Here is a 24,652-nt window from a genome sequence, read left to right as displayed (position 1 = left end):
AACTCCCCTATATCTCCTAACTTCATTTAACTTTTTAAGTTGCAAATAAATTTAAACAGTCCACTGTTTCTTAACTTGTTCTTCTGCCAATTGCTTAATTTGTGTCCAAATCGTATCTTTACTCACAATAACATTTGTGTGATAGTTTCTATCTTTATAATTAACTGTAACACATACTTCAATCACTTTTATTTCCTCCTTTCAAAATATTACTTATTAATTAGCCATTTTTTGCAATTCCATATTCAAAAATGTTCGAACGCTACGCGGTAAAAATTTTCGAATTTCATCCTCGTTAAAACCAACCTGTAATCTTTTTTCGTCCAGTATAATTGGACGACGTAACATTTGAGGATACTCAATTATTAATTTATAAAACTCATTAAGCGAAATCGCCTCAATATTGATATTTAATTCCTGAAAAGTTTTAGACCTAGTTGAAATAATTTCAGTAGCACCATCTTCAGTTAAACGAAGAATGGATTTAAGTTCATCAACTGTAAGCGAATTTGATACGATATTTTTTTCGGTATAATCAATTTGATGTTCTTCAAGCCATGCTTTTGCTTTTCGGCATGAACTACAGCTTGCTGTCGTATATAAAATCACCATATTTTACACACTCCTTTACTTTTTAAAATTATTATATATATTATTGAAATGTATTAAAAAAAATTACAGTTTAGAATGAAATACACGTTATATTATTTAGTCGTGAATATTTAATTTATCTTTTTTTTACAAACGATGGCAACTCACTTCTAAAAACTATACTGTAATTTTAAACTTTACAGTTCAATTAATCAACTGTTAAGTCTTGGATGCATTCCATTAGCGGAACAAATCATTTTCCTTTTTACGAATGTCCCATAGTGTTACAGCTAATCACTTCTTTAAAGTACATTTTATCCCGCTATTTGAGTGCACCGCCTCAAAATTTAGCAAGAGCAAAAAAGCAAAGGCGCGCGCACTTTGCTTCTTACAAAATCCCTTTTAACTTTTTACCAATTAACTCCGCTACATATTCATAACCTTGTCGCCCAAAATGTAAACCGTCTTTTTCATCATCTTCTACAAATCTTTTATAATTCTGGTCTTGAATCATCTCAGCATATAAATTCAGAAAACAACTTCCTGTTTCCTTCGCCACTTCGTCTACTACACCTGCATACTGACCAAGTACTTTATTGGTTCTATTATGCTGGCGTTCTTCATCAACTGGTGCAGGACTAATAAGTAATACTTTTTCTGGTGAAATCATACTTACAATCTTCTCTAAATTGTCTTTATATATTTGTAATGGTACTGGATCAAATAATACCGAATCATTCGTACCAAGAAAAACTGTTACAAAGTCTGGTTTATAGGATAGTACATCATCTTTAATCCTATGTAACGCATCGAACGTATTATCACCCGGAACACCCGCATTTACTACCTTCCAATTTAGAAACATCTCTTGCAGACGCGGTGTTAACCTCGGCGTTCCATCAAAAAACGTTTCATCAGCTGTAATACTATCACCGAAGCATACTAACGTTTTCATAGAGCCAATTCTCCTTTTACGTACGAAATAACTTCCCTTCTACCGCCTTAATATATCTTTCAGCAGAACGTTCCACCGCCTCATTTGCATTCTCTTTCACTACTCCGTGAAAAGCATTATATAAACGATTAAACTGTAAAGGCTTCACTCGATTCGCCATTTCCTCCACTTTTCTCGCCGGTAATGGAATTAAGTTCGGATAGCTGTACATGAAGCTCACCCACTGCTGATCCGCTACGACTTGAATAATATCACCTGTTAATAAAATACCTTTCCCGTCATTTCCTTGTTCCCAATGTAATACAGAACCGCCGCTAAAGTGTCCTCCGAGACGATGAATAGTAATTCCGTCCGCTAATTGTAAAGACTCGCCAGACCAATAAATAATACGACTACTCGGGCGTACTACCCACTCTTTATCATATTCATGTATATAAATTGGCACATCAAACTTTTCTGCCCATTCTACTTGTGTTGAATAATAATGAGGATGAGATAGTGCAATCGCATCTAACCCGCCCCACTCTTTTATCTTCTCAATTGTCGGTTCATCTAAATAAGTAATACAATCCCATAAGAAACGATAGGATTCCATCTTTACGACAAATGCCGTTTGACCGATTGCAAATTTCGGTTTTGTCGTAATGCTATAAAGTCCATGCTCTTCTTCTATCATTTCATTTTTATATGTACCACTCGATTGCAAGGTTTCTAAAGTCGTCCAAGACTGCCCTTTCGGATTCACATATTGTCTCTCCTCATCACAAATAACACAACTTACCGGTTCTTCCACACTCGCTGCATACTGTACGCCGCACGTTGTACAAACGAAATTTTTCATAATAATTCCCCCTATCCCTATATTTTTATTAAGCTGTTTTTTGTTTATAATGATCTACATTTTTATTTTCGATTAATAAACCTATTAGAGTCAGTAAATAGACAGCTGTAACTGACAAAGGAATGACAGTAAATCCATTGTCTGCAAAAAGAATCCCGCAAACTGACGTTACGAATACAGTCCCTATTGACAATAAACCATAACTTTTACTCTCATAAATCCATACGTACGGTACAAAATGAACACCTATTAACATCGCTACTACAAAAGGTAACCACTCTGGAAATTGAAAATAGGCAAGTAATACAAACGGAATATTTAATACATTTATCCCGCCAATTAATCCAGCTAAAGTCCCTAGCGGATTTCCTTTCGCAAACATATCAATTTTTAATATGGCAGCTATCATTAAACCTAAAGGAAACACACAACCCATACCAATTAAATACACCCACACAACTTGCTTTTCTGAAAGAAGAATACCCGTTACACTCGCTACAATCCAAAACAAAATACCAGCTATTATAACAGGAACTCCTTTCTTCGTTTTTTGTGCTAAATCTTTTTTTGCTTCTGCTATGTTCATTTCACTATCTCCCTCCAACTATTTGTACTATAAAGCCGGATTGATTTCGTCCATCCAATAACGCCAAGCTACTAAGTAATCTTCTAAATCTTCCGGGTGGTGCCTCAAACATGTATCTATACGCAAATATAATCCTATGACTATTTCCTCGTACAAATCTCGTTCTTGTTTATGAAATACACATTGTTTCATCACATAATCAATCGTTTCTTTCGTTATATCTTCCGGAGTTGAACAGAACGCGTAAATTAAGTCATATAAAGGTTCTCCAAGGACTGGTAACGGATCAATTACTCCATGTAACCTATTTTTTCGAAATATAAAATTATGAAATCCGAAATCACCATGTAATAAAAATGGCTGATTTACTCCAGCATCCCTATTTGCTAGTTTAAGAACTTTTCTATACTCTTCCTCACTTATGTAACGTTTTACATTTTCATAAGCTGTTTTCACGTTTCCCGTTAAAAATTCATTCCAAGATTGAACCGGATTTTCTTTCCATCCCCAGCCATCTGCCTCTGGAACAATTTTATACTTATTAATAACTTCTTTTACAAGTGTACGAAGCGTACTTCGTTTATATCCTTGTTCGTACGACGTACTGCCTTCAAGGAAAGAATACACGAAATATGTATGGAAAGGTTCCTTATACAAAAGCTTTGACAATAAAGTATTCCCCTCATAAAACGAAAGAAAATGAGATTCTTCACGTATTACTTCCGCTTCATTCAGCTTTACTACATATTTTTCATCCAACAAATATACAGTACTTGTCGTTCCTCCGTTCAACACTTTCACACTATTTGGATAATGTGAAATCACTTTCTCCTTAACGAGTTGTGCAGCAATTATTGAAATGTCCATTTCCTCACCCTTTAATTCCGAAGATTCCCTTAATTAAAAAGACAACTTTACTATTATTTGACAAACAAATAGGAAACCCCTTCCAAAATCTTAATATAAGAAAAATTCATTTACTTTTATATTTCAAAAATAAGGAAATAATAAAAACAACGCTATATACATATAGGAGGTCAATATGAAACCTGAATTTTTAAAAGCTGTACATGATGCCATTGGAAATGTCGAACACATTCATATAGAAGAAAGCGGTGCTGACAGCTTACTTATCCATCATGATGATGCACAGCAGTTACAACAAGTCGCTAAAACGTTAGAAAACAACAATTTCCGCTCTGCTTTAAGAACAACTGGAGATGCTTCTTATATTGAAGTGTTGAACAGATAATGAAAGTCCGGATGTATTCTGGGCTTTCTTTTTTTATCCAATTGTACTTATGTGTAGCAAACCATTTCATATTATCCATAAAAATCCAAATAGTTATTGAATACTTATAAAATCACACTTTACCACTTCAATTCCCCCACACCAGGCTCAATAAACTTCCCTGAAGCATCCCCATTTGAATCTATTACCCAATCATATATATTTTGTGCACCTTCAGCCGGAGTCATATTCGCATCAAAGGCACCAATGTCAGTCTTTAATTTTCCAGGATGAATTGCCGTTACACGAATTCCTTTACTTTCAAACTCTTGTTGTAAGCAGAGTGTTAACATATTTTGCGCTGCTTTAGCAATTCGATAGGAATAGGAGAACTGGCCTTGTGGAAATTCTTTGTTCGCCATTTTATGTAATGACCCTAAGCGAGAGGACACATTTATTATTCTCGGATGATCCGATTTCTCTAAAGATACATATGTACCTTTTACAGCTCGAATTACACCTAAACAATGAATATTAAATACGTCCATTAACTCTTCTGAATTCGTACGTAAAACCTCAGTCTCCTTTCCAGTAATGCCAGCGTTATTTATAACTAGATCCAAATACTCTGTATATTCTTCGAGCTGGTTCTTAATTTGCTCCGTACTCTCATCAATCGATAAGTCTGCCAATATAGGAAAACATCTACAACTAAACATTTGCTTCAATTGCGTTACCGCAACCTCAGTTCTAACTAACGGATAAACGACATGCCCATTTTCATGAAATATTTTGACTAGCTGTAACCCTAATCCGCGATTTCCACCTGTAATAAACACTCTCATATATCCATCTCCTTATTTTTATAATAAATAAGAAAATCCATCCACTTACCATTCTCTAAAGAACACGCCTCTCTCTTACATTCAAAAGAAAAACCTGCTCGTTCCGCAAGGCGAACGGATGGCTCATTATCAACATGTATATGTAATTCAATTCTATGAAAATGAAGACTATTAAAAAACAACGATAACGCAGCTTTCACGCTTTCCATGCCATATCCATTTTTCCAGTATTGATTATGTATGGAATACCCCATCATCGCCCATTGATAGTCCATACGTAAAATTTTTATTAGCTCTAGCTTTCCAATATTAGCTCCGTCTTCTTTACGAAAAATACCTAATACATACATCTCATCTCGATGTGCTGCTTCTTCAAAACCTCTAATCCATTCCGTGAACCATTCTTTTGTTGATGATGCCATAACTTGATAGCCATCGTCATATTTATACTGCGATGGTAGCCTCTTATGAAATCCATCGAACCAACTTTCATAATCATCATTTTGAAACGGACGGATCATAAGTCTCTCTGTCTCTATTTGTAATAGCGGCAGTTTCATTTATATCTCTTCCTTTAATTAATGTTTGAATATTCTTTATTATCTTACAAGAAATAGAAAATCTAGTAAATTATTATGTTTTTGATGAACAGAGCTCTGTTAAACTACAATGCCGATTTTTAAGACATACAAAAAGGAAACCCCGTTCTGAAGGGTTTCCTTTTGCCATCACACTACCAATGTTATCTATGATTTAAAAAGGTATATTCTGTCTTTAATATTCCATAAACATCGACATCTTCATATGTATTTAATAAAAGTCTATTCTGTCTCAATGTGCCTTCTTTACACAAACCCGACTTTTCTAACACCTTAATCGATGATCTGTTTCTGGAAATAGCAGATGCCCAAATTTTATTTAGACCTAATTCAATAAAGCCAAAATGAATCATTCTATTTACAGCCTCGGTTGCAAAACCTTTCCCCCAATAATTCTTACCAATCCAATAACCAAGCTCACCTCTATTGTTACCTTTGTCAATTCTTAGTGTAATTGTACCTACAATTTCTCTTGATTCTTTAGAAATGATTCCTAAAGGATATTCGATTCCTTGCCTCATAAGTTCTGGTTGCATATCGACCCAATCTTGCGCGAACTCCAATTTATATGGGTGTGGAAGCCCAAGAATATTGGCTAATTCCTTGTCATTAGCTAATTCTTTAATTCTACATACATCATCATTGGTAAAAGGTTCTATACATAAATTCTCAGATTCTAATTTTATAGCCACATTTTCTCCCCCTTGTACTGAAATTAATTAACTTCCTTTATTTTCAATATTACACTAAAAATAAACAAAAAGTTTCAAATATTAACAATATCCACTAACAGAATCATAAACAAAAAATCCAGCTATGCTTTGTACATAACTGGATTCCTCATCATCTAATCACTTTTTATTTTACAAGTGCATCTTCTCTTAATTCCCTCTTCAATACTTTCCCTAAAGCATTTTTCGGTAATTCTTCCATAAATACCACTTCGGGTATTTTATAACTTGCTAGTTTTTCTTTACAGTGCTGTATAATTTCTTCTTCCGTTAAAGGCGTTTGCATATCTTTTACAATGTACGCTGTCGGAATCTCTCCCCAAAAGTCATCCGGAACTCCAACTACTGCAACTTCTAAAATACCATGTAGTTCATGAATGACATCTTCTACTTGATCTGGATATACGTTATCACCACCACGTATGATAACGTCTTTATATCTTCCCATAATATGCAGGAACCCGTCGTCATCTATCATGCCAGCATCGCCCATGTTAAACCAATTATCTTTTACTACCTTCTTTGTCGCCTTTTCATTATTCCAATACCCTTTAAACATGTATGGACTTCTTACATGAATCTCTCCGACTTCATTTGCTATTAGTTCATCACCTGTTTCTGGATGAACAATTTTTAACTCTACATGTTTCAGTGTTTTCCCTACAGAAGACATCTTTTCTTTTCCCATCATTGGATGCCATGAAGTTACAACCCAACCTTCTGTACTCCCATAGCCTTGCACCATATAAATTCCTTTTTCCATATATTTTTGAATAAGTGTTTCTGGCACTTTTGTTCCACCGCTTTGTGCTACTTTAAAAGTTGAAATGTTACGTTCTTTTTTATTTAGCTCATCAAGCATGTAGCTATAAACAGCTGGGAACGCAAGCATCGTCGTAACCTTCTCTTCTTCAATCTTATCCCAAATAAGAGCAGGATTCGAATCAGCTAAAAAGATCATCGTAACACCATGATAAATACAATTTAAAATAGACAGCACGCCACTCATATGAAATAAAGGATGCACGGATAAAAAGCGTTCACCTGCAGGCAATTCTCTTTGGCCCGCAATTTCAGTAAAATAATGATGTAAGTTTTTATGTCCAATTACACATGCTTTTGCCTGTCCAGTCGTTCCTGAAGTAAATAAGTAAATCGCATCATCATCTTCATGAACTTCTACGTTCGGTTCTGTCATTGTCTGTTCTTGTAATGTTAATTCAAATGAACCAAAGCCTTCTTCTGTCGTTTTAATTACATAAGGAATTTCTTTAACAGCATCAATCTTTAGAACTTCATGAAATTCTTCATCAATAACTAATACTTTTAATTTTGCTTCTTTTACAATCGTTTCTAATTCATACGCAGTAAGCTGATGATTTAGCGGAATACATACAGCTCCAATTTTTAAACTTGCCATCATAACGCTTGGAAACGGATGATTATTTTTGCATAGTATTCCAATACGATCTCCTCTTTGTACACCGTTTTGTAACAAATAGTGTGCAAGCTGATTTACGCGTTCATTATACTGTTGAAACGAATACCTTTTCTCTCCGCCTACAAGCGCTTCCAAATTTGGTGACTGCATTGCTCTTTTTTGTAATAATTTTTGTATCGTTCTCAAGTAAAACTCCCCTTTATATATGTTAGGCTTTTTATTTTACCAGATTAACTATTAATTTACTAAAGATTACACTTAGTGAATATAAAATCAATAAAAATAGCCATCTACTTAACAAGTAAATGGCTATTCCCTTTTATATATTAGAATACTGCTTATTCATCACATATCGTACATACTCAGGCGCACTTTTATCAATCTCTTCATCACTTAATTTATATTCGGCACCATATAAATAAAATGAAGGTATAAATTTCATGTCTGTATATAAGCACGTAGCTTGAAATGGTTTCGTCAACTCATCCATCGTAATTCCGCTATTTTCATAGTCTTTTTCTAATCCACCTATAGAAATAGCTAAACCAAATTCTTTCCCCTTCACTTTATCTCCTTTTGATCCGTACGCAAATCCATATGTTAATACATCATCAAACCATTTTTTTAATAATGGTGGTGAGCTATACCAGTAAAGCGGAAATTGAAATATATATCGGTCGTGTTCTACTAACAGCTTTTGCTCTTCTTCCACATTAAACTCCCAATTCGGTGCCACTTTATACAATTCATGCACCGTAATTTCATCCGAATGTTTCTCAAGTTCTTCTATCCATCTTTTATTAATTTTTGATTTTTCAATATCAGGGTGTGCTACAATTACAAGTGTTCTCATCATTTCCCATCCCCTTTTCAAATTATTCAATCCTTTACGTATTAGTATGAGTGAGTCACATATAATTGAAAAGTACGTACTTTAAAGTGCTATAGGAACCTTAAAGTACCTTTGGAGGTGTTATATGAATCAAAATGAAGACTGCCCAATTGCAACGACACTTGATGTAATCGGCGGAAAATGGAAAGTTCATATTTTATGTGTTTTGATGGATGGAAAAATGCGAACAAATGAAATCCGGCGAGAAATCCCAAACATTACGCAAAAAGTTCTTACACAACAACTTCGGCAACTTGAAGCTGACGGGATTATCCATCGTACTGTATATCAAGAAGTACCACCAAAAGTTGAATACACAATAAGCGAGTACGGGAAATCTTTAATGCAAATTATGGATGAACTATGTGAATGGGGAAAAGATCATCAAATCAAAAGATTACATGACTAAAAAAACGTACCCATTTCTTTACAGACTAGCGGGAACGGCACATCACTATCAAGCTAACAAAAAGACCTTAATAAGAAAGCTTTCATTTTTACAGTCCATTTAAAATTTAGCTTGATAGTGATACGGCAAGACCCAAATAAAGAAATACATTAGACAAATAGAAAAACAACAACAAATACGACTACCGTTACTAAGAACATTACAGTTACTGAAGTGCTTTCTTTTGAAGTCTAAACAGTCACCCTTTAAGCTAAACTTAATAATATCGCTTTTGTACGGTTATCCGTTACTTCATAATAAATTTCTAATCCTTTCCGAGTACCTGTAACGACTTTAGTAGCTTTTAGTTTAGATAAATGTTGACTAATTGTACTTTGAGGCATTTGTAATGTTTCATACATTGTCGTTACGTTAATAGGACCTTTTGCAAGCATTATTTTTACTAATGATAAACGGACCGGATGCGCCAACACCTTTAATACTTCAGTGATTTCTTCATACATTTCTTTCATACTTTTTCTCCCCTTTTATATAAAGTGAAACTTTAATCAGTGGGGGTTTTCTTCATCCCCCACTGATTATTAGTTGAACCAATCGGGCTTTTATGGGCAGTTGATCCCCCGCCTAACTTCTTTGCTTTCGCTGAATTTTGAGGCGGGGGTCTTACTGCCCATTAAAGCGGGATAACTATTAATGATATCCATATATATAATTCGAAAGGATATACGATTTTATGTCCGTCATTTTAAAAAAATATTAAATACTCTCTTCAGATGGAGGGAATCCTCCCTATTCTATAGATTATTCTTTCACTCGATATTATCTGGTAGGGGCCTTCCTTACTGAGACCCTCTGCCGTTGCTCCCTTGCTGGTGCCCATTATTCCCTTGCGATTCTCTTCCGTTGTTTCCTTGGCCATTTCCATTATTCCCTTGCGATTCTCTTCCATTGTTGCCTTGACCATTTCCATTATTTCCTTGCGATTCTCTTCCATTGTTGCCTTGACCATTTCCATTATTCCCTTGCGATTCTCTTCCGTTGTTTCCTTGACCACTTCCATTATTCCCTTGTGATTCTCTTCCGTTGTTGCCTTGACCATTTCCATTATTCCCTTGCGATTCTCTTCCGTTGTTTCCTTGACCATTTCCATTATTCCCTTGCGACCCTCTACCGTTGTTCCCTTGCTGATTTCCATTATTCCCTTGTGATCCTCTTCCATTGTTCTCTTGCTGGTGCTCATTATTTCCTTGCGAGCCTCTTCCGTTATTCTCTTGCTGGTGCCCATTATTTCCTTGCGAGCCTCTTCCGTTATTCTCTTGCTGGTGCCCATTATTTCCTTGTGAGCCTCTTCCGTTATTCTCTTGCTGATTCTCGTTATTTTCTTTTATCTGCTTCGGTTGTTGTTCCTTATATTGCTTTTGTTCTATATACTCTTTCTTCTCGTTGCTTTCTTCTTTTACAGGAGGTGCGTCCGATGATGCATCAGAAGATGACTTTTGTTGTTCTTGATTAGACGGCAGTACAGGTGGAGTAAGCGATTTTTTCTTCTCATTCTCTTGTTTTATATAAACGCCCGTTCCAACTCCTGCTTTCTTGGCATCCTCCCGCATTTGCATCGTACTGCTTTGATATTTAACTGTAATATGTTTTATCTCATACTCTTTCTTTAATTCTTGCAAAGCTTTTTCCAACTGTGGTTCTAGCGATTTGTCCTTTGCAACAGCTGTTAGCATAACTTTCTTATCATTTGTTAAGTACTTATCCTCTTGACTCTGCTTTATAATCGTACGTATTACATCTTGCAGATGCTCATTTTCCCATCCTTTCATTTCTTTTAAAATACGCCTTCCGTCATCATTACAAGCTCGTAAATCTATAACACGAAGATCCTCCGTTACGCTTGCCTCTAAACTTGGATTTATATCAACTGAGACATAAGCAAACACTTTTTCTTCTGGTTGATTGTAGAAAAACAGCAATACGCATAGAAAACCAGCAACAATGACTGTTGTAGGCTTTAAGAAAGGTGGTATGGAAAAACGCGCAACTCTTTGTTCTTGTTTGTTAAACGAGATTTCCTCTCCTATCATGTATGGATGCGCTTTTCTTTTAAATGTAATAAACTCTCCATTTGGAGTTAAAACAACTACGTTATGCTTTTTTATATCCATCACAATTCCTTTATTCATCATGCTTTTCCCCTCTTATGTAATCAAGAATATATGTATAGTTGTTTGCAAAAATAATGCACATTGCAATAATGTATTTTCTATGTCGTTCCAACGTTTTACGACTTACCCTAACACGTGGTTCAATATCTTTTAAGGGTAATTTTTTCTTTCGGAAGAGCTCTTCCATCATTTCCTCTTCTTTTATAATAATCTTCACAATTTCTATTAGGTGCTCACGCGTATCACGATGCTTAGGAGATTCTTTAGCAAGCTCTGAAAATGTGATTTTAAACTCAGCTAGCACACTTTGAAAATGAAGAATTTCCTCCTTACGGTTACTGTTTTCCATCTCTTTCATATACTCCGTGAGCGATACTTGCATTTCTAACATTTCCTCTTGCTCATCTTCTTTTAAAAAGACAAAGTTATGTTTAGACTCCTTACGTATATAGTCAATTACATCTCTTTTTATAAGAAGATCAGCAAACGCTAAAAAATATTTCCCTTTTTTATATGAATACTGTTCAATTGCTTCGTTAAACGCAAACAGTCCAATACTATATTCATCATCCTGTTCTGTAATATATCGGCGACAGACAGACGATATTGATTTTCTAATAAAAGGCTGATACTGTACGATAAATGCTTCCTTATCTCCTCCGTTGTTTTGTATATCACATACGATATCTTCTATTTTCGGTTTTCTTAGGATCTTCATTACTAAACTCAACACTAGTAATCTCCCAGCCTCCTTCAAATAGCAAAAAGGTCACTAAACAAGTGACCATTCAACCACATTTTGTTAGTACTTTTCTTGAGGTTTGTCCTCTTGCTGTTACTTATATTTTTCGAGACTAACTTTTTTCACCGTTTTCCTAATGATTGCTCTTTTCTCTCGGCACTATAGTTAAGCCTGTATTTTAATGTACTTTCTTATTTTCTTCCGCTTGTTTTGCTTGCTCTTTTTCTATTTTATCTGCAATACTTGAATAACTCTTCTCTATGTCATTGGTAATTTCATCCTTTTATTTCGGATGCCCACTTAATCTAGTAATTTTATTAACACTTCAATATTCTTTCATCATCATTTTTCTTCTATTAATTTTCTTCACTAATATATATTCGTAGGAATACAAAGTTTTATGGGGGTCAAAAAATATTTTTTATAAAAAATATTTATTTATTTCAAAAATAAAAACCATTGATTTGAAAAAAGGCTAATCAATGGTTTTCTTATAATATCTATTAAATTAAGTTGGACTCTCATTATATATAAGAATATCTGCTGTTCTCACTATTTCCTGCCAATTTTCTCTATTGTTATCTTTCTTGATTATCATAATATGTCTTATCTGCATACTTTTGATCATTTCCTTTTAGATAAGCTAATATTACTTTGGGATTTTTAAGTAAGGCCCAGTCCCCATATGTATCAAATTTTCTTCACGAAGTACGGTTTTTCGACGTACAAGGAATTACATAAATCATTAGTTGGCTGTCTAATGATTTATCAATATCTGTTTCTAGTTTTATAACTCTGTAATAGATGCAAGGCTAATTGCTTACAGTATAAAACCAAGGCAATTGTTTAACATATGTATCGCTATGACATATGCAAGCGATCTTTTAGAAATCAGATAAGCAATAGTAAGTATCACCGCGCCTGGTAAATAAATGGCATAATCCGAAAGCTGGTTCGTATGAAGGAATGTAAAGATTAGAATCGAAATGATAGATGCAATAGCAGTACCAATATAATGTGAAAAGCGATTTATTAAAATATGACGAAACACAATTTCTTCAAGTATTGGACCCAGAATACCAAATACAAGCAATGTAAATATAAGAGGTACCTCCGCACCTGCTTCAAGGAGCTGTTCTTGGTTCTCTGGCTGATCAGTTGCTAGAAAATGCATAATAGAATTCTCAATAATTATCATAAGTAAAACCACCATAGGAATACTTACTATTTTCAAAATTGTTTTCTCTTTAAAATATGCAAAACTCTCAATAATTTCGTTCTTAAATAAAATTATTCCAACAATAGCAGGTACAGTAAAACCGATGGCACCAAGAGCAAATTCTGATTCAACTAAATTGTTGTTAGTTAAAAGTGATATGCCAAATAATATGAACAAACCAATTTGAAATGGTAAGAACAGTGTTAAAATTACTAGCATAATAAGTTCTTTTTTATTCTTGTTTATAAAGTTCACTTTAATATCCCCCTAATTAAACTACCTACAATCTTTGATTTTTCTTTCTGCATAAAGTTCTCCTTCCAAATATATTCTTATAAGTTAACAGACCGAACGGTCCGGTCCGGAGTCTAATGATACTATAAGTTTCTAGTTTTTTAAACCCTTTTTACAAATGATTAACAAAATAGAAAAAAGCAAATATATTTATAACTCAGTTTCTTATTTACAATCAAATTCCAATACTCATTAATTATTTCTTTTATAGAATGAAGTGATCAGGCTTTTACCCACAAGAACTGCGAGAGGTAATATTATATAAGAAGTGAAAGTGGAGTAGTCCAAACACTTTAGCTAAACATATTGATAAAGATTATATATAATACTCATATGTCTATGCACTAAAATTAACTATATATTTTTACATCTTCTACGATTTTAGGTAAAATTAGTTGTCTAACATGACTAAATTAAACAATTGATCATGTTATTTTTGACAGAAAATTCATTTAAAAAATATAAATAATACAATTAGATTAACCTCTGTTCAAACTGTATTGTTTGAGGTTTCCATAAGATAGGGATTGATAATATATTTTTGCTTCACACTTATTTATACTTACAAAAAAATAGAGGATAAACATTCCCTGGAATATTAAGCTCGTTTTTATGAGGAGGACTACAAAGCATGACTAAAGTTGATACGGTAAAGGAAAAAATTATTGAAACATCTTTATATTTATTTAATACTAATGGGATAACTCGCACATCCATCCAGGATATAATGACAGCTACTGAACTACCTAAAGGGTCTATTTATCGTAGATTCAAAAATAAAGAAGAAATTGTCCTTGCTGCCTACGACAAAAGTGGTGAGATTATGTGGAGTCATTTTCATAAAGCAATGGAAAATAAAAAGACAGCAATCGATAAAATTCTTGCCATTTTCCTTGTATATCAAGATGCAGCTAATAATCCTCCTATTGCTGGAGGCTGTCCATTGCTTAATAGCGCAATTGAAAGTACTGGAGTATTCCCAGAATTACAAACAGCAGCAGCAAAAGGTTATGATGATACAGTAATGTTAATGGCTTCTCTCATAAAAGAAGGAATAGAAAAACATGAACTTAAAGAAGATATAGACATTAGATCGCTCGCTTCTTTTCTTGCATCTTCAATGGAGGGCGCTATTATGGCAAGTCGAGTATCGAACGATAATATACACCATCAGTATTTTATTGAACAAATAAAACATCATCTTCTCACTTATTCTAGATAAGTGAGAACTTGCATTGCTTTTATTCCATTTTTAATAGCCTTAAATTGAATAAACCCCTCTCATAAAAAGTATTTTCTGTTTATGAGAGGGATTTAAAAATAACCTATCCATAGTGATACTGCCGCAACTACTAACAAAGCAAAACAAATTATGATATTTCGAACCCACTTCTGAATATCATCAAAATACCGTTCTATAAATATAGCGTTGATATAAACGATAAGAAATAGAACAACGAAAGTAAAAGACCCCAATTTATCGTTGAATTTTTCATTGGTATACGTGCTTACATGAAGGAATAGAAAAACAAACACTACTATGAATAGCTCAAATATCCGTCTTTTATTCAACCTGCCACCACCTTACATTAATTTCCTTTCATTCCATTTTATCAGAACATAATGTGTAGCAGTATATGAATATTATATTCATGTCAAAAAGGCTAACAATTCAAGATTGTTAGCCACTACTTTCCATATTCGTACCTTTTATCACTTTACTTCCTAACAACCGGAATCCACATTTCACCAAATACTAAGCCGTCTCTTTGCCCCATCTCAACTGTTGTATTTGGCCCACCAACATAAGCAAAATCTGTTGCTTCTCGTAAAGCTTGACCGAAGGCCATGCCAGTAAGCTTATTACTTAGCTCTTCAGCCGTTTTGTCTTCCCCTTTTACTACTAAGTATTCTCCCTTCGGAAACTGGATCACTCTAGATTCTTCTTCTATTTGTGCCTCTGTCATAACACCAGCATAATACATCATCTTGTTATTCACTGCTTCGCTCACAGAAAAAATGTATTCGTTTGTAGCTAGAGATTTTAAAGTATCCAACCTTCCATCTTCTTTAACAGCTGACCAAAAGTCTTCCTTTTCTTTATTGATTCCAGCAAAGTCTGTATAGTCACTCTTAATTTCAGTTCCAATACCTAACACAATAAAGCTATCTTTTTCTTCTATCGTATAATTTTTCATATTTAATACCTTCCTTTTTTTAAAATGAATCAAACGATTTATCTTTTCATCTGATGAGTTTATAATAACTTTAAATCATGTCAAAAAATGATACTGTTTAGGAGACTCCAATGAAAAAAGTTGAACGGATTAATACAATTATGCGGTATATCAACAATCGCTCTCACTTTACAATTACTGAAATCATACGAGAATTTAACATATCACGATCGACAGCTATTCGAGACATTAGAGAAATTGAAGCTATGGGCATGCCACTTGTCGCTGAAGTTGGAAGAACTGGTGGATATTTTGTCATGCATAATTCTATCCTGCCCGTTGTTCGCTTTACTGATAACGAAGTCAAAGCTCTTTTTATTGCCTTTATGGCCACGAGAAACCAACAACTTCCCTATTTAAAAAGTCGTCAATCTTTAGCCGAAAAGCTACTAGGACTCATCTCAGAAACCCAGCAAGATGACCTCGTTCTTTTAAATCAACTTTTGCTTTTTGAAGGGACTAACCCTCATAATCCCGATTTACTGGAGCTTTCTGACCTACCCCACCCTATGTTAGAAAAACTCATCCAAATCCTTCTTTCCGATAGACATTTATTGATTACTGTCAAAGAAGTAGAAATCAAGTCTTATCCAATTTATCTATTACACCTTTATCAAGAAAAAAGCCATTGGATTATTGAAGGGTTTGACTTAAAAGAAGAAAAGAAGCTGATTTTTCCTGTCGATGACCTCATCAATATTGAACCGTACACAACGAAAAAAAGGTTAAGTAAGAAAAAGATTTTAGAAAAACTAAGTAGGAAGGAAGAAATAATCAATCTCGTACTTGAATTAGGACCGAAGGCGATTGCCCAGTACAAAAAATACCATCCTTTCAAAGTTTCAATATCTTACACAAATCCTTACCAATCTACAGCCATTTTAAAAACATTTATCGATGTGAATAATTCCGATGAACTGACAGAGATAGCAAATTGGCTGCTTTTCCTAGGGAAGGATATTACAATCAGGGAAATGCCTGAAGAAGTATTAAACGATTTACAAGAGCGACTATCCTTATACTGCCCTTGAGCGATAATCCGTTAAACTAAAAATATTGAGTTTAATTCGTTACCAGTTGTCCATATTTTCTACCATGAGTGCGTAACAACTAATAAAAGCACGGAAAATCTTCCGTGCTTTTTCAAAAATATATATAATTTCGAATGACTACATTCACTTACCCTAACTGACGTTTAAATGCTTTACTAGCGAAAAAGTAAGAGATGATCATGATGCCTACGCACCAAATGAGTGCAATCCATATATCGTTGCCAACAGTACCGTTATATAAAAGGGCACGAATCGCATTCACAATTAAAGTTACAGGCTGATTCTCTGCAAACGCACGAATAATTTTTGGCATCGTTTCGGTAGGGACGAAGGCCGAACTAATAAATGGAAGAAAAACGAGTGGGTACGAGTATGCTGTCGCCCCTTCCATAGACTTCGCTGTCAGCCCTGGAATGATAGCTAGCCATGTTAGCGCTAACGTAAACATCCCCAGTATTCCAGCTACTGCAAGCCAATCTAGCATATTAGCACTAGAACGAAAGCCCATTAAGAGCGCAACAAGCATAACCACCACGATAGTAAGCATATTAGCAACAAGAGATGTTAAAACGTGAGCCCATAATATCGATGAGCGCTTAATAGGCATCGTAATGAATCGTGCCATTAGCCCACTCTTTATATCTGTAAATAATCGTACAGAAGTGTAAGCCACACCGGATGCGATGGCCATTAGCAAAATTCCCGGCAATAAATAATTGACGTAGTTATCCGTTCCTGTCTTTATAGCCCCGCCAAATACGTAAACAAACAATAGCATCATCATAATCGGTGTAATCGCTACAGTAATAATTGTATCTGGACTACGCATAATATTGCGCATTAAGCGCCCTAGTAATACCCCTGTTTTGTTTTTCATTTACATCTCCCCCTTTTTACCGATAATCGCAAGGAAAATTTCTTCCAATGTCGGCTGCTTCTCGATATACTCCACTTTTGCTGGCGGGAACCTCTCTTTCAGTTCAGTAAGAGTACCTGTCGTAATAATTTTTCCGCTATGCAAAATTGCGATACGATCAGCTAGCTGTTCTGCTTCTTCCAAGTACTGAGTCGTGAGCAAAATCGTTGTGCCGCTGCCGGCAAGTTCCTTGACTGTATTCCACACTTCAATCCGCGCTTCCGGATCAAGTCCAGTCGTTGGTTCGTCTAGAAAAATAACTGCTGGCGCCCCAATCAAACTCATCGCGATATCAAGTCGGCGCTTCATCCCGCCTGAATACTGATCTGCTCTTTGGTTGGCCGCATCTGTCAGGCTAAATCTTGCAAGTAGATTGTCAGCAACTTGGGTGGGACTAGAAACACCACGTAACTTGGCAATCATTATCAAGTTTTCCCTCCCAGTAAGCATGCCGTCTAAAGCTGCGAACTGCCCTGTCAAACTGATACTTTTCCGAACATGATCTGGTTGGTGCTGAATATCAAACCCGCAAATACTTGCTTCACCATCATCTTGTTTCATTAGTGTCGAAAGGATATTGACCGTTGTCGTCTTTCCCGCTCCATTTGACCCTAGCAGCGCGAAAATTTCGCCACGCTGCACATCAAAATCCACTCCCTTTAAGACTTCTTTGTCTTTAAAAGATTTTTTTATCCCTTTTACAGAAATCGCTGCATTACTCATACTTTTTCCCCCTTATAAAATTAATTACCTATACCCTCTATTTAGTATCACTGATAATCTGTATTACTTAGTAGTGGTTTAAAAATAGAACTGAATAGCGATGGCGGCAGTTCACGTTGGTAACCAGCTAATCAGTCGGTATGACTTATTCCACTTATTTTTTTCTCAATTTCTTCATAATGCTTTCATTCAAATCTTCACGATACTTGGAGACATACGTTTTCGCGTTTGCCACAAGTTCATCCGCAAAGGATGCTACGTCCTCTCCAGTAATATCAAGCACTTGTCTGCCTTCCGCTGCACCGGCTTCAAACAAATCGATTAATTCATACTGTATATGCAGCATATCCATCCCATTACCTGCTGAGAAATTCCACATGTAGTTTTGAATTTTCTTAAACACAAACTGATAGTCCTCTGGCAGTGCTCCAACACGTGCCATCATCATTTTGTACTCTTTTTTATCACCAATTAATTTTTTAAACATTTCCAACATCTTATTTTCCTCCTTTTTTATAAAGCAGTACAAGAAACTCTCCAATTATGTGCCGAAACATTTTATATTATGAGGCTAGTTTGACTTCAAGACGTTAATTTTTGAAGATACAAAATCCCATTTTTTCCAAAACAATTCAAGCTCCTGACGGCCATCCTCATTTAATGAATAAAACTTACGTGGCGGTCCCATATCTGATGGTTTCTTTTCAATATTCACAAGCTTTTTCTTTTCTAATCGTACGAGGATAGTATAAACTGTCCCTTCCACGACTTCGGTAAACCCAAGATCATTCAGGTGGCGGGTAATCTCATAGCCATACGTTTCACGACGGCTAATGATTTCCAGTACACACCCTTCCAGTGAACCTTTCAGCATTTCAGTTAAATTTTCCATGTCCTGATCCTCCTTTACCCCCTATTCTGTCTGACTTATATTCAGTATCACAGAGTACTAAGGCGAATTTTTACTGAACAGTCTTTGAGTGAAATCACACTATTCAGTATTACTTATTACAACTACATTGTATGACTAAGTAGTGATAGATGTCAACTGATTTTCAAATTTTTTCTAAAATCCGCTATTCCCTATCGTTTACTGAAAATATTTTGAGAATCAACACTACTCAGTATTACCTATTACAACTACATTGTATGACTGAGTAGTTGTAAATGTCAACTCGATTTTCGAAAAAATTAAAAATCCGCTTTCCCCTAACCAAATACAACCGCACCTATTACATAACCGTTTGGGAATTCCCTCTCATTTCACAACTATAGAGATATAAAATTTTGGTTTTGAGGATATATTAAAATCTTGGATTGATGAGCATACATATTACTCCTATTATGAGTAATATGTATGCAACATTTCAAAAAAATAATAAAAAGAGCGGATTCAAAGTGTAGTTTAAATCAGCTCTTTTTTAGTGCTTTTATACCGATACATTTTGTTTCTCACTACGCTTTTCTATAAATATAAAACATAAAAATAGGTGCGATCAAAGATTAGCCGTACATGAGACGAGCCACTAAAATACCATCCACATTAGACATTTTTACGCTGTATCCTCTTTTATTTATGGTAGTTGATTCACAACACTATCTAAAAATTCTTCTACCTTTTCTTTTGATGTATCCGGCGCGTGATAACCAATCGTAAATGTAAGTCTTTCATTATAAGAGCTTGCTCCCATTGAAAAGAATGGTGCATACATAATAGGTGATGTCATATACCCGTCCTTAGCTTGAATTTCATCAAACTGAATAGGTTCATCAGCAATCACCCCGAAATTTGTCAGTAACGGCAACGCCATCCCCATTTGTACAGCCTGTTCGTATTGCTGATTATACATTTCCTTCACTGTAGATAGCTTCATTTCTGCCAGTAGCTCCATTCCTGCTGCTGAAGAAAGACCTGGATTTTGAGACTTTATTTTATCCATTGATTGTTTAACTCGAACAAGAGTCTGATTAAATGTTTCATCGTCTTCCATTTTAATCACTGGCATTTCCATACCAGATAAGTTGCAAATAGCACCAGTTGTATAATTAGGCAGATATCTACGTAAATCAATTGTCAAACCAATCATTTTTTCTGCGGTGCGAGGTTCTGCATACACAGTGAAATGTGATAAAGCTCGGAAGTATGCAGTCATGATTACATCATTCAAGGTAGCCTGTTGTTCTTTTGTCCATTGGGTTAGACGTAAAGTTTGCTCATGGCTCAACCGCCTTACGGATATCTGGGGGAATTTATTTTTGTTAGGTTGAGATGGAAAAGACCATAACGATGCCTGTTGTTCTTTGTTAGGACGATACGCACTTTTTATGTCCGATACTCCAGCATATTTGAATACATGTGATTGATCTCGACACCTCTCATTTCCCTCACTGAATTCCTTTATAATTTGATTCTTAGATCGTCCCAATGAAAGGTGAGTATATATTGTTCCAAGTAATTTAATATATTCCTTGACTCCTGCACCATCTGAACATAGATGAGATAATTTCACAACTAACATTTCTGTTGTAGTGCCCCGTAATAATTTTGTTTGAACCATAGGCCCATGAATACGATCACCAGGTCCCTTAATAAAATCTATCGCCATTATTTCAATTTCTTGATTATTTCCTTCTGCAAAAAAGCAAACAGATGAGTTAGTGTCAGATGAATGTTCCTCCCAGTAAGGAATATCATTTTCTACAAACCGACTATTCAAAACTGGCTGCAATTGTAACGTTATCCCTACTGATTCTTCAAGGATTTCCTTTGATATACCTACAGGAAAATAAAGAACTGCATTAATTTGTTGATCTGCAGAATAAAGACCTAATACATAATTCATTCGATCTTGAGGTGTTACTGAATACTTTCTTTGTTCCATAATCCCGTCCCCCTTTAGGATTTTTTGTATACCCCTATTTTCCATATGCTTGTAACTTTTCTAACCATTTTTCTTCAAGAGCTGATAACACATATTTTTTGAACTTTTTAACGAAATCATCTTCTCCGTATTGGTTTCATTCTTCTTGCAGATGATATATCCATCATTCCCTTAACATTATCCACCTTAAAAAACCAAACAAAAATGAGTTAAGTTTGATAATACCTAAACATTTTATAATAATGTTTATGCATTATCAACAAGACAAATGAATCATTTTTATATCTGTAAATAAAAAACAATATATTCAAGGGCTACTTCATACTAAAAGGTTGATGAGCATGTGGTGGATACTTTAAAAATTTTATAAAATCATGAAATTTATAGATATAGCAGATTCTCTTTATTAATAAAATAAATCATTTGTATGTACGTTTATTCACGCACATACAAATGATTTATAAAGCCACAATTAAATAAAAACATCTTTTCTGTTACGATAACATCATTTCCATATCTTCTGCTGCAGTTGTAATCAATTTCAAACCGAATGTTTCTTGTAATACATCAAGCACACCAGCCGAAATAAATTCAGGTGCCTTTGGACCGATGCGAATATCTTGAATACCAAGACTAAATAGCCCAAGTAAAATCGCAACAGCTTTTTGTTCAAACCATGATAGTACAATACTAACTGGCAATTCGTTCACTTCGCATTGAAAAGCATCCGCTAAAGCTACTGCTATTTTTACTGTAGAAATTGAATTATTGCATTGCCCTAAATCAATGTAACGTGGAATCTCTGTACCAGGTACAACACCGTAATCCACATCATTAAAGCGGAATTTCCCGCAAGAAGTCGTTAAAATAACTGTTTCTGGTGGAAGTGACGTTGCTAATTCACGATAATATTCTCCGCCTTTTCCCGGGGCGTCACAACCTGCGATGACAAAGAAACGCTTAATCTTTCCTTCTTTTACTGCCTCAATAATTTCTGGAGCTAATGATAATACTGTATTATGATGGAACCCTGTTACTAACTGTTCATCCGACTCCATATGTACTTCTGGAAGTTCTAACGCTTTTTGAATCAACGGTGCAAAATTATCATTTTCAATTTTTTGTACACCTTCTAAGCCTGCAATATCATATGAAAAGAATCGATCAGAGTATGACCCTTTAATTGGCATAACACAATTCGTTGTCGCTAATATGGCACCTGTAAATTTTTCAAAAAGACGTCGTTGATCATACCATGCCTTACCAATGTTTCCTTTTAAATGCTTATATTTTTTCAGCTGTGGATAACCGTGTGCTGGTAACATTTCAGAATGCGTGTAAATATTAATTTCTTTTCCTTCTGTTTGTTTTAATAACTCTTCTAATGCAAATAAATTATGACCAGTAACTACAATTGCCTTACCTTCCACATAGTTTTGTGTAATTTGAACAGGCTCTGGAACACCAAAGTGATTCGTATGTGCCTCATCTAGCAACTCCATTACTCGTAAAGCCGATTTCCCAACTTTCATAGCCATATCAATATGTTCTTGTTCGTTAAAGTTAGAATTGGTTAATGTCATATACAGTGCTTCTTGCGTCGTAGCATCTACAAATGCATCCGTATATCCTAGCTGAGCAGCATGCGTACGATAAGCAGCAATTCCTTTTAATCCAAACACAATCGTATCTTGTAAACTTGCAATTGTTTCATTTTTACCGCAAACACCTATTACTTTACATCCGCCTGTTGGCGTTTGTTCACATTGATAACAAAACATGATCATCCCACCCTCTCCCAATCATTCCTTACAAATCAAGCATAGTACCCATTTTGAAAAAAGGATGTGACATCAATCACAATAACATATAAAAATTTGTGATAGTTCACATTGTTGACATAATATTTTTACTGTATCCTAATATTTATGCTTGCACATGATTTATTTGCATCATATATCGGTGCACTTTTAAAGAATACAAATATCATATCCACCTAACATTTCACAAAATTTTCCTTACTGATGGTACAATTAAAGTTATGGAGGGTAACTAACTGTTACGATGTATTTAACCAATTATAACGAAAGTTAATTAAATATATCAGTAAGCCCTGCTAGTCAAGTGATTGGCTAGTAAGTGAGGGTTAACTGCGGGCAATCCCTAAAGCTGATTGAACTACAACGTGGCTAGAAATGGCGAGCGTGAATGTTGCGAAAGCAGAAAAAATCAATCAGATGGTGCAAGGTTAAATCCTAAACACTAGAACAATGGGTCTTCCGCCTCGAATCATCTAAATCAAAATGGATAAGATGAACGTTCAACGACTATCTCGTATAACTGACGAGAGTACACCACAAGCCTATGGTGGTGGAAAAATCCTCTATCTTTAAGTAGATAAACATATAGTCTGCGCTCATGTGAAAACATGAGAAGTTCATAAGAGAACTGGCTAAGGAATTGCGCCCTTAGTTGAACAAGATAAATTTTATTGAATCTATCAAACTTCATTGAAAATATCGAACGTACGTGCTACGTTTGGTTCGATGAGGTGAGAATAATAATGAAATTTTCACGAGTTAGTCAAGTATCAGAATTAACAGGTTTGCATCCGAGTAGTCTAAGGAGAATGCCGGTGGAACACGCTACGATTCAGAAGAACAAATCTTTCATTAAAGGAGTTACATTCTGATGATATTGGCGAAGAAAGTCAGACTAATTCCAACGCCTGAACAAGAAAAAGTGCTTAGAAACCATGCTGGTGCTGCAAGATTTGCTTATAACTATTGTAAAAGAATGAGTGATCGATACTATAAGCTATTTGGAAAATCTGTTTCACAGTTAGCTTTACAGAAACGATTTACAAAGATCAAGAAGCGAAAGAGATATGAGTGGTTAAAAGACATTAATGCACAAGTTCCCAAACAGGCTTCAAAAGATTTTGATACGGCGAGAAAATATTCGTTCAAAAAGTATAAAAATGGTTCTCACACTTCTTATAAATCCAAAAAAGATGTAATCCAAGGATTTTATGCCAATTATGAAAGACTGATTATAGGAAAGAAAGTAGTTGATATTCAGTCCATTGGTGAAGTGAAAACAAGCCAACAACTACCAAGAAACAAAAAACCATCCAATCCAAGAGTTACATTTGACGGTCGTCACTGGTGGATGAGTGTAGGATTCCAAGAAGACTTTGAATCCCAAGAACTAACCGATGAGTCGATTGGTGTGGATGTTGGTTTAAAAGAGCTGTTTGTAGCTTCTAATGGTATGAAAGAACGAAATATAAACA

The 24,652-nt window shown here is 35.0% G+C and carries 29 protein-coding genes and 1 pseudogene; 6 read left to right on the top strand and 24 right to left on the bottom strand.

What is annotated here, in order from left to right; all coding sequences use genetic code 11:
* Positions 1 to 51: 51 nt before the first annotated feature.
* The 6 genes from MR115_RS16150 to MR115_RS16125 form a co-directional block, all read right to left on the bottom strand.
* On the bottom strand, positions 52 to 186 hold the full coding sequence (locus tag MR115_RS16150; protein WP_098671072.1) for a BA3454 family stress response protein: 135 nt from the start codon (positions 184 to 186) through the stop codon (positions 52 to 54).
* A gap of 30 nt (positions 187 to 216) precedes the next feature.
* A complete protein-coding gene (spxA, locus tag MR115_RS16145; protein ID WP_242241970.1) occupies positions 217 to 612 on the bottom strand; it encodes a transcriptional regulator SpxA in 396 nt (131 codons plus the stop codon).
* A gap of 367 nt (positions 613 to 979) precedes the next feature.
* The gene (locus MR115_RS16140) at positions 980 to 1,546 is read right to left on the bottom strand and encodes an SGNH/GDSL hydrolase family protein (RefSeq protein WP_242241969.1); all 567 of its coding nucleotides are present in this window, start codon (positions 1,544 to 1,546) and stop codon (positions 980 to 982) included.
* 16 nt (positions 1,547 to 1,562) lie between these two features.
* The gene (locus MR115_RS16135; protein ID WP_242241968.1) at positions 1,563 to 2,387 is read right to left on the bottom strand and encodes an MBL fold metallo-hydrolase; all 825 of its coding nucleotides are present in this window, start codon (positions 2,385 to 2,387) and stop codon (positions 1,563 to 1,565) included.
* 28 nt (positions 2,388 to 2,415) lie between these two features.
* A complete protein-coding gene (locus tag MR115_RS16130; RefSeq protein WP_242241967.1) occupies positions 2,416 to 2,973 on the bottom strand; it encodes a DUF7010 family protein in 558 nt (185 codons plus the stop codon).
* 27 nt (positions 2,974 to 3,000) lie between these two features.
* The gene (locus MR115_RS16125) at positions 3,001 to 3,840 is read right to left on the bottom strand and encodes a phosphotransferase family protein (protein WP_242241966.1); all 840 of its coding nucleotides are present in this window, start codon (positions 3,838 to 3,840) and stop codon (positions 3,001 to 3,003) included.
* Between the two features lie 175 nt (positions 3,841 to 4,015).
* Between MR115_RS16125 and MR115_RS16120 the strand changes: the two genes are divergently transcribed.
* Positions 4,016 to 4,225: a hypothetical protein gene (locus MR115_RS16120; RefSeq protein WP_000801653.1), complete on the top strand. Its 210-nt coding sequence runs from the start codon at positions 4,016 to 4,018 to the stop codon at positions 4,223 to 4,225.
* A gap of 119 nt (positions 4,226 to 4,344) precedes the next feature.
* Here the strand turns inward: MR115_RS16120 and MR115_RS16115 are convergent, their stop codons facing one another.
* The 5 genes from MR115_RS16115 to MR115_RS16095 form a co-directional block, all read right to left on the bottom strand.
* Positions 4,345 to 5,049, bottom strand: a complete 705-nt coding sequence (locus MR115_RS16115; protein WP_242241965.1) for an SDR family NAD(P)-dependent oxidoreductase — start codon at positions 5,047 to 5,049, stop codon at positions 4,345 to 4,347.
* Positions 5,046 to 5,609: a GNAT family N-acetyltransferase gene (locus MR115_RS16110; protein WP_242241964.1), complete on the bottom strand. Its 564-nt coding sequence runs from the start codon at positions 5,607 to 5,609 to the stop codon at positions 5,046 to 5,048. Before MR115_RS16110 ends, MR115_RS16115 begins: the two co-directional genes overlap by 4 nt.
* Before the next feature lie 182 nt (positions 5,610 to 5,791).
* Positions 5,792 to 6,340, bottom strand: coding sequence for a GNAT family N-acetyltransferase (locus MR115_RS16105; RefSeq protein WP_063260307.1), 549 nt, complete (start codon positions 6,338 to 6,340; stop codon positions 5,792 to 5,794).
* Positions 6,341 to 6,506: 166 nt separating this feature from the next.
* Positions 6,507 to 8,006: a class I adenylate-forming enzyme family protein gene (locus MR115_RS16100; protein ID WP_242241963.1), complete on the bottom strand. Its 1,500-nt coding sequence runs from the start codon at positions 8,004 to 8,006 to the stop codon at positions 6,507 to 6,509.
* 133 nt (positions 8,007 to 8,139) lie between these two features.
* Entirely contained in the window at positions 8,140 to 8,673 is a 534-nt protein-coding gene (locus MR115_RS16095; protein WP_063260309.1) for an NAD(P)H-dependent oxidoreductase, read from the bottom strand.
* Positions 8,674 to 8,797: 124 nt separating this feature from the next.
* Between MR115_RS16095 and MR115_RS16090 the strand changes: the two genes are divergently transcribed.
* On the top strand, positions 8,798 to 9,121 hold the full coding sequence (locus MR115_RS16090) for a winged helix-turn-helix transcriptional regulator (protein WP_001072996.1): 324 nt from the start codon (positions 8,798 to 8,800) through the stop codon (positions 9,119 to 9,121).
* Between the two features lie 245 nt (positions 9,122 to 9,366).
* On the opposite strand, the gene MR115_RS16085 is transcribed toward MR115_RS16090, so the two are convergent.
* From MR115_RS16085 to MR115_RS16065, 5 genes and pseudogenes are all read right to left on the bottom strand, one after another.
* Complete coding sequence (locus MR115_RS16085) at positions 9,367 to 9,633, bottom strand: ArsR/SmtB family transcription factor (protein ID WP_000661861.1); 267 nt, start codon at positions 9,631 to 9,633, stop codon at positions 9,367 to 9,369.
* A gap of 327 nt (positions 9,634 to 9,960) precedes the next feature.
* Positions 9,961 to 11,310, bottom strand: a complete 1,350-nt coding sequence (locus MR115_RS16080) for an anti-sigma factor domain-containing protein (protein ID WP_304657933.1) — start codon at positions 11,308 to 11,310, stop codon at positions 9,961 to 9,963.
* Positions 11,303 to 12,025, bottom strand: a complete 723-nt coding sequence (sigI, locus tag MR115_RS16075) for an RNA polymerase sigma factor SigI (protein ID WP_242241961.1) — start codon at positions 12,023 to 12,025, stop codon at positions 11,303 to 11,305. Before sigI ends, MR115_RS16080 begins: the two co-directional genes overlap by 8 nt.
* A 587-nt stretch (positions 12,026 to 12,612) precedes the next feature.
* Positions 12,613 to 12,735: pseudogene (locus MR115_RS16070) on the bottom strand (glycosyl transferase family 2); the annotation flags it as partial.
* 119 nt (positions 12,736 to 12,854) lie between these two features.
* Positions 12,855 to 13,508 carry a CPBP family intramembrane glutamic endopeptidase gene (locus tag MR115_RS16065; protein WP_097819461.1) on the bottom strand — a complete coding sequence of 218 codons (654 nt, stop codon included), beginning with the start codon at positions 13,506 to 13,508 and terminating at the stop codon, positions 12,855 to 12,857.
* Between the two features lie 670 nt (positions 13,509 to 14,178).
* Here MR115_RS16065 and MR115_RS16060 point away from each other — a divergent pair.
* Complete coding sequence (locus MR115_RS16060; RefSeq protein WP_242241960.1) at positions 14,179 to 14,769, top strand: TetR/AcrR family transcriptional regulator; 591 nt, start codon at positions 14,179 to 14,181, stop codon at positions 14,767 to 14,769.
* A 92-nt stretch (positions 14,770 to 14,861) separates the two neighbouring features.
* Here MR115_RS16060 and MR115_RS16055 read toward each other — a convergent pair whose 3' ends face one another.
* Together MR115_RS16055 and MR115_RS16050 are read right to left on the bottom strand one after the other, a co-directional pair.
* The gene (locus MR115_RS16055; RefSeq protein ID WP_061680277.1) at positions 14,862 to 15,119 is read right to left on the bottom strand and encodes a DUF3963 domain-containing protein; all 258 of its coding nucleotides are present in this window, start codon (positions 15,117 to 15,119) and stop codon (positions 14,862 to 14,864) included.
* 146 nt (positions 15,120 to 15,265) lie between these two features.
* A complete protein-coding gene (locus MR115_RS16050) occupies positions 15,266 to 15,745 on the bottom strand; it encodes a GyrI-like domain-containing protein (RefSeq protein WP_242241959.1) in 480 nt (159 codons plus the stop codon).
* Between the two features lie 110 nt (positions 15,746 to 15,855).
* Here MR115_RS16050 and MR115_RS16045 point away from each other — a divergent pair, with 110 nt between their 5' ends.
* Positions 15,856 to 16,815, top strand: coding sequence for a helix-turn-helix transcriptional regulator (locus tag MR115_RS16045; protein ID WP_242241958.1), 960 nt, complete (start codon positions 15,856 to 15,858; stop codon positions 16,813 to 16,815).
* Between the two features lie 148 nt (positions 16,816 to 16,963).
* Here MR115_RS16045 and MR115_RS16040 read toward each other — a convergent pair whose 3' ends face one another.
* From MR115_RS16040 to hcp, 6 genes are all read right to left on the bottom strand, one after another.
* On the bottom strand, positions 16,964 to 17,713 hold the full coding sequence (locus tag MR115_RS16040) for an ABC transporter permease (protein ID WP_242241957.1): 750 nt from the start codon (positions 17,711 to 17,713) through the stop codon (positions 16,964 to 16,966).
* Entirely contained in the window at positions 17,714 to 18,475 is a 762-nt protein-coding gene (locus MR115_RS16035) for an ABC transporter ATP-binding protein (RefSeq protein ID WP_242241956.1), read from the bottom strand. It abuts the gene before it with no gap.
* Between the two features lie 154 nt (positions 18,476 to 18,629).
* On the bottom strand, positions 18,630 to 18,971 hold the full coding sequence (locus MR115_RS16030; RefSeq protein ID WP_000891990.1) for a DUF1048 domain-containing protein: 342 nt from the start codon (positions 18,969 to 18,971) through the stop codon (positions 18,630 to 18,632).
* Between the two features lie 75 nt (positions 18,972 to 19,046).
* Complete coding sequence (locus MR115_RS16025) at positions 19,047 to 19,367, bottom strand: PadR family transcriptional regulator (RefSeq protein ID WP_000429486.1); 321 nt, start codon at positions 19,365 to 19,367, stop codon at positions 19,047 to 19,049.
* A 682-nt stretch (positions 19,368 to 20,049) separates the two neighbouring features.
* Positions 20,050 to 21,357, bottom strand: coding sequence for a condensation domain-containing protein (locus MR115_RS16020; protein ID WP_242242145.1), 1,308 nt, complete (start codon positions 21,355 to 21,357; stop codon positions 20,050 to 20,052).
* A 494-nt stretch (positions 21,358 to 21,851) separates the two neighbouring features.
* Positions 21,852 to 23,138, bottom strand: a complete 1,287-nt coding sequence (gene hcp / locus MR115_RS16015; RefSeq protein ID WP_242241955.1) for a hydroxylamine reductase — start codon at positions 23,136 to 23,138, stop codon at positions 21,852 to 21,854.
* Positions 23,139 to 23,920: 782 nt separating this feature from the next.
* On the opposite strand from hcp, the gene MR115_RS29845 reads away from it, so the two are divergent.
* Positions 23,921 to 24,049: a hypothetical protein gene (locus MR115_RS29845; protein ID WP_255864000.1), complete on the top strand. Its 129-nt coding sequence runs from the start codon at positions 23,921 to 23,923 to the stop codon at positions 24,047 to 24,049.
* The coding region (locus MR115_RS16010; protein WP_242241954.1) for an RNA-guided endonuclease InsQ/TnpB family protein at positions 24,049 to 24,652 on the top strand (604 nt) is incomplete at its 3' end. The genes MR115_RS29845 and MR115_RS16010, both read left to right, overlap by 1 nt.

The organism is Bacillus cereus group sp. BfR-BA-01309 (assembly GCF_022664315.1).
Taxonomy (GTDB): Bacteria; Bacillota; Bacilli; order Bacillales; family Bacillaceae_G; genus Bacillus_A; species Bacillus_A mobilis.
The sequence above is the reverse complement of the archived record's forward strand: the minus strand, read 5'-3'. Positions and strand labels throughout refer to the sequence as shown.

What these genes read in the sequence shown, in the direction of transcription:
- MR115_RS16120 (WP_000801653.1), top strand. Translation starts at nt 4,016, where the DNA reads ATGAAACCTGAATTTTTAAAAGCTGTACATGATGCCATTGGAAATGTC.
- MR115_RS16130 (WP_242241967.1), bottom strand. Translation starts at nt 2,973, where the DNA reads ATGAACATAGCAGAAGCAAAAAAAGATTTAGCACAAAAAACGAAGAAA.
- MR115_RS16080 (WP_304657933.1), bottom strand. Translation starts at nt 11,310, where the DNA reads ATGAATAAAGGAATTGTGATGGATATAAAAAAGCATAACGTAGTTGTT.
- MR115_RS16030 (WP_000891990.1), bottom strand. Translation starts at nt 18,971, where the DNA reads ATGTTGGAAATGTTTAAAAAATTAATTGGTGATAAAAAAGAGTACAAA.
- MR115_RS16050 (WP_242241959.1), bottom strand. Translation starts at nt 15,745, where the DNA reads ATGAAAAATTATACGATAGAAGAAAAAGATAGCTTTATTGTGTTAGGT.
- MR115_RS16085 (WP_000661861.1), bottom strand. Translation starts at nt 9,633, where the DNA reads ATGAAAGAAATGTATGAAGAAATCACTGAAGTATTAAAGGTGTTGGCG.
- MR115_RS16025 (WP_000429486.1), bottom strand. Translation starts at nt 19,367, where the DNA reads ATGGAAAATTTAACTGAAATGCTGAAAGGTTCACTGGAAGGGTGTGTA.
- MR115_RS16125 (WP_242241966.1), bottom strand. Translation starts at nt 3,840, where the DNA reads ATGGACATTTCAATAATTGCTGCACAACTCGTTAAGGAGAAAGTGATT.
- MR115_RS29845 (WP_255864000.1), top strand. Translation starts at nt 23,921, where the DNA reads ATGAAATTTTCACGAGTTAGTCAAGTATCAGAATTAACAGGTTTGCAT.
- MR115_RS16095 (WP_063260309.1), bottom strand. Translation starts at nt 8,673, where the DNA reads ATGAGAACACTTGTAATTGTAGCACACCCTGATATTGAAAAATCAAAA.
- MR115_RS16045 (WP_242241958.1), top strand. Translation starts at nt 15,856, where the DNA reads ATGAAAAAAGTTGAACGGATTAATACAATTATGCGGTATATCAACAAT.
- MR115_RS16115 (WP_242241965.1), bottom strand. Translation starts at nt 5,049, where the DNA reads ATGAGAGTGTTTATTACAGGTGGAAATCGCGGATTAGGGTTACAGCTA.
- MR115_RS16035 (WP_242241956.1), bottom strand. Translation starts at nt 18,475, where the DNA reads ATGAGTAATGCAGCGATTTCTGTAAAAGGGATAAAAAAATCTTTTAAA.
- hcp (WP_242241955.1), bottom strand. Translation starts at nt 23,138, where the DNA reads ATGTTTTGTTATCAATGTGAACAAACGCCAACAGGCGGATGTAAAGTA.
- MR115_RS16060 (WP_242241960.1), top strand. Translation starts at nt 14,179, where the DNA reads ATGACTAAAGTTGATACGGTAAAGGAAAAAATTATTGAAACATCTTTA.
- MR115_RS16040 (WP_242241957.1), bottom strand. Translation starts at nt 17,713, where the DNA reads ATGAAAAACAAAACAGGGGTATTACTAGGGCGCTTAATGCGCAATATT.
- MR115_RS16140 (WP_242241969.1), bottom strand. Translation starts at nt 1,546, where the DNA reads ATGAAAACGTTAGTATGCTTCGGTGATAGTATTACAGCTGATGAAACG.
- MR115_RS16110 (WP_242241964.1), bottom strand. Translation starts at nt 5,609, where the DNA reads ATGAAACTGCCGCTATTACAAATAGAGACAGAGAGACTTATGATCCGT.
- spxA (WP_242241970.1), bottom strand. Translation starts at nt 612, where the DNA reads ATGGTGATTTTATATACGACAGCAAGCTGTAGTTCATGCCGAAAAGCA.
- MR115_RS16090 (WP_001072996.1), top strand. Translation starts at nt 8,798, where the DNA reads ATGAATCAAAATGAAGACTGCCCAATTGCAACGACACTTGATGTAATC.
- MR115_RS16020 (WP_242242145.1), bottom strand. Translation starts at nt 21,357, where the DNA reads ATGGAACAAAGAAAGTATTCAGTAACACCTCAAGATCGAATGAATTAT.
- MR115_RS16135 (WP_242241968.1), bottom strand. Translation starts at nt 2,387, where the DNA reads ATGAAAAATTTCGTTTGTACAACGTGCGGCGTACAGTATGCAGCGAGT.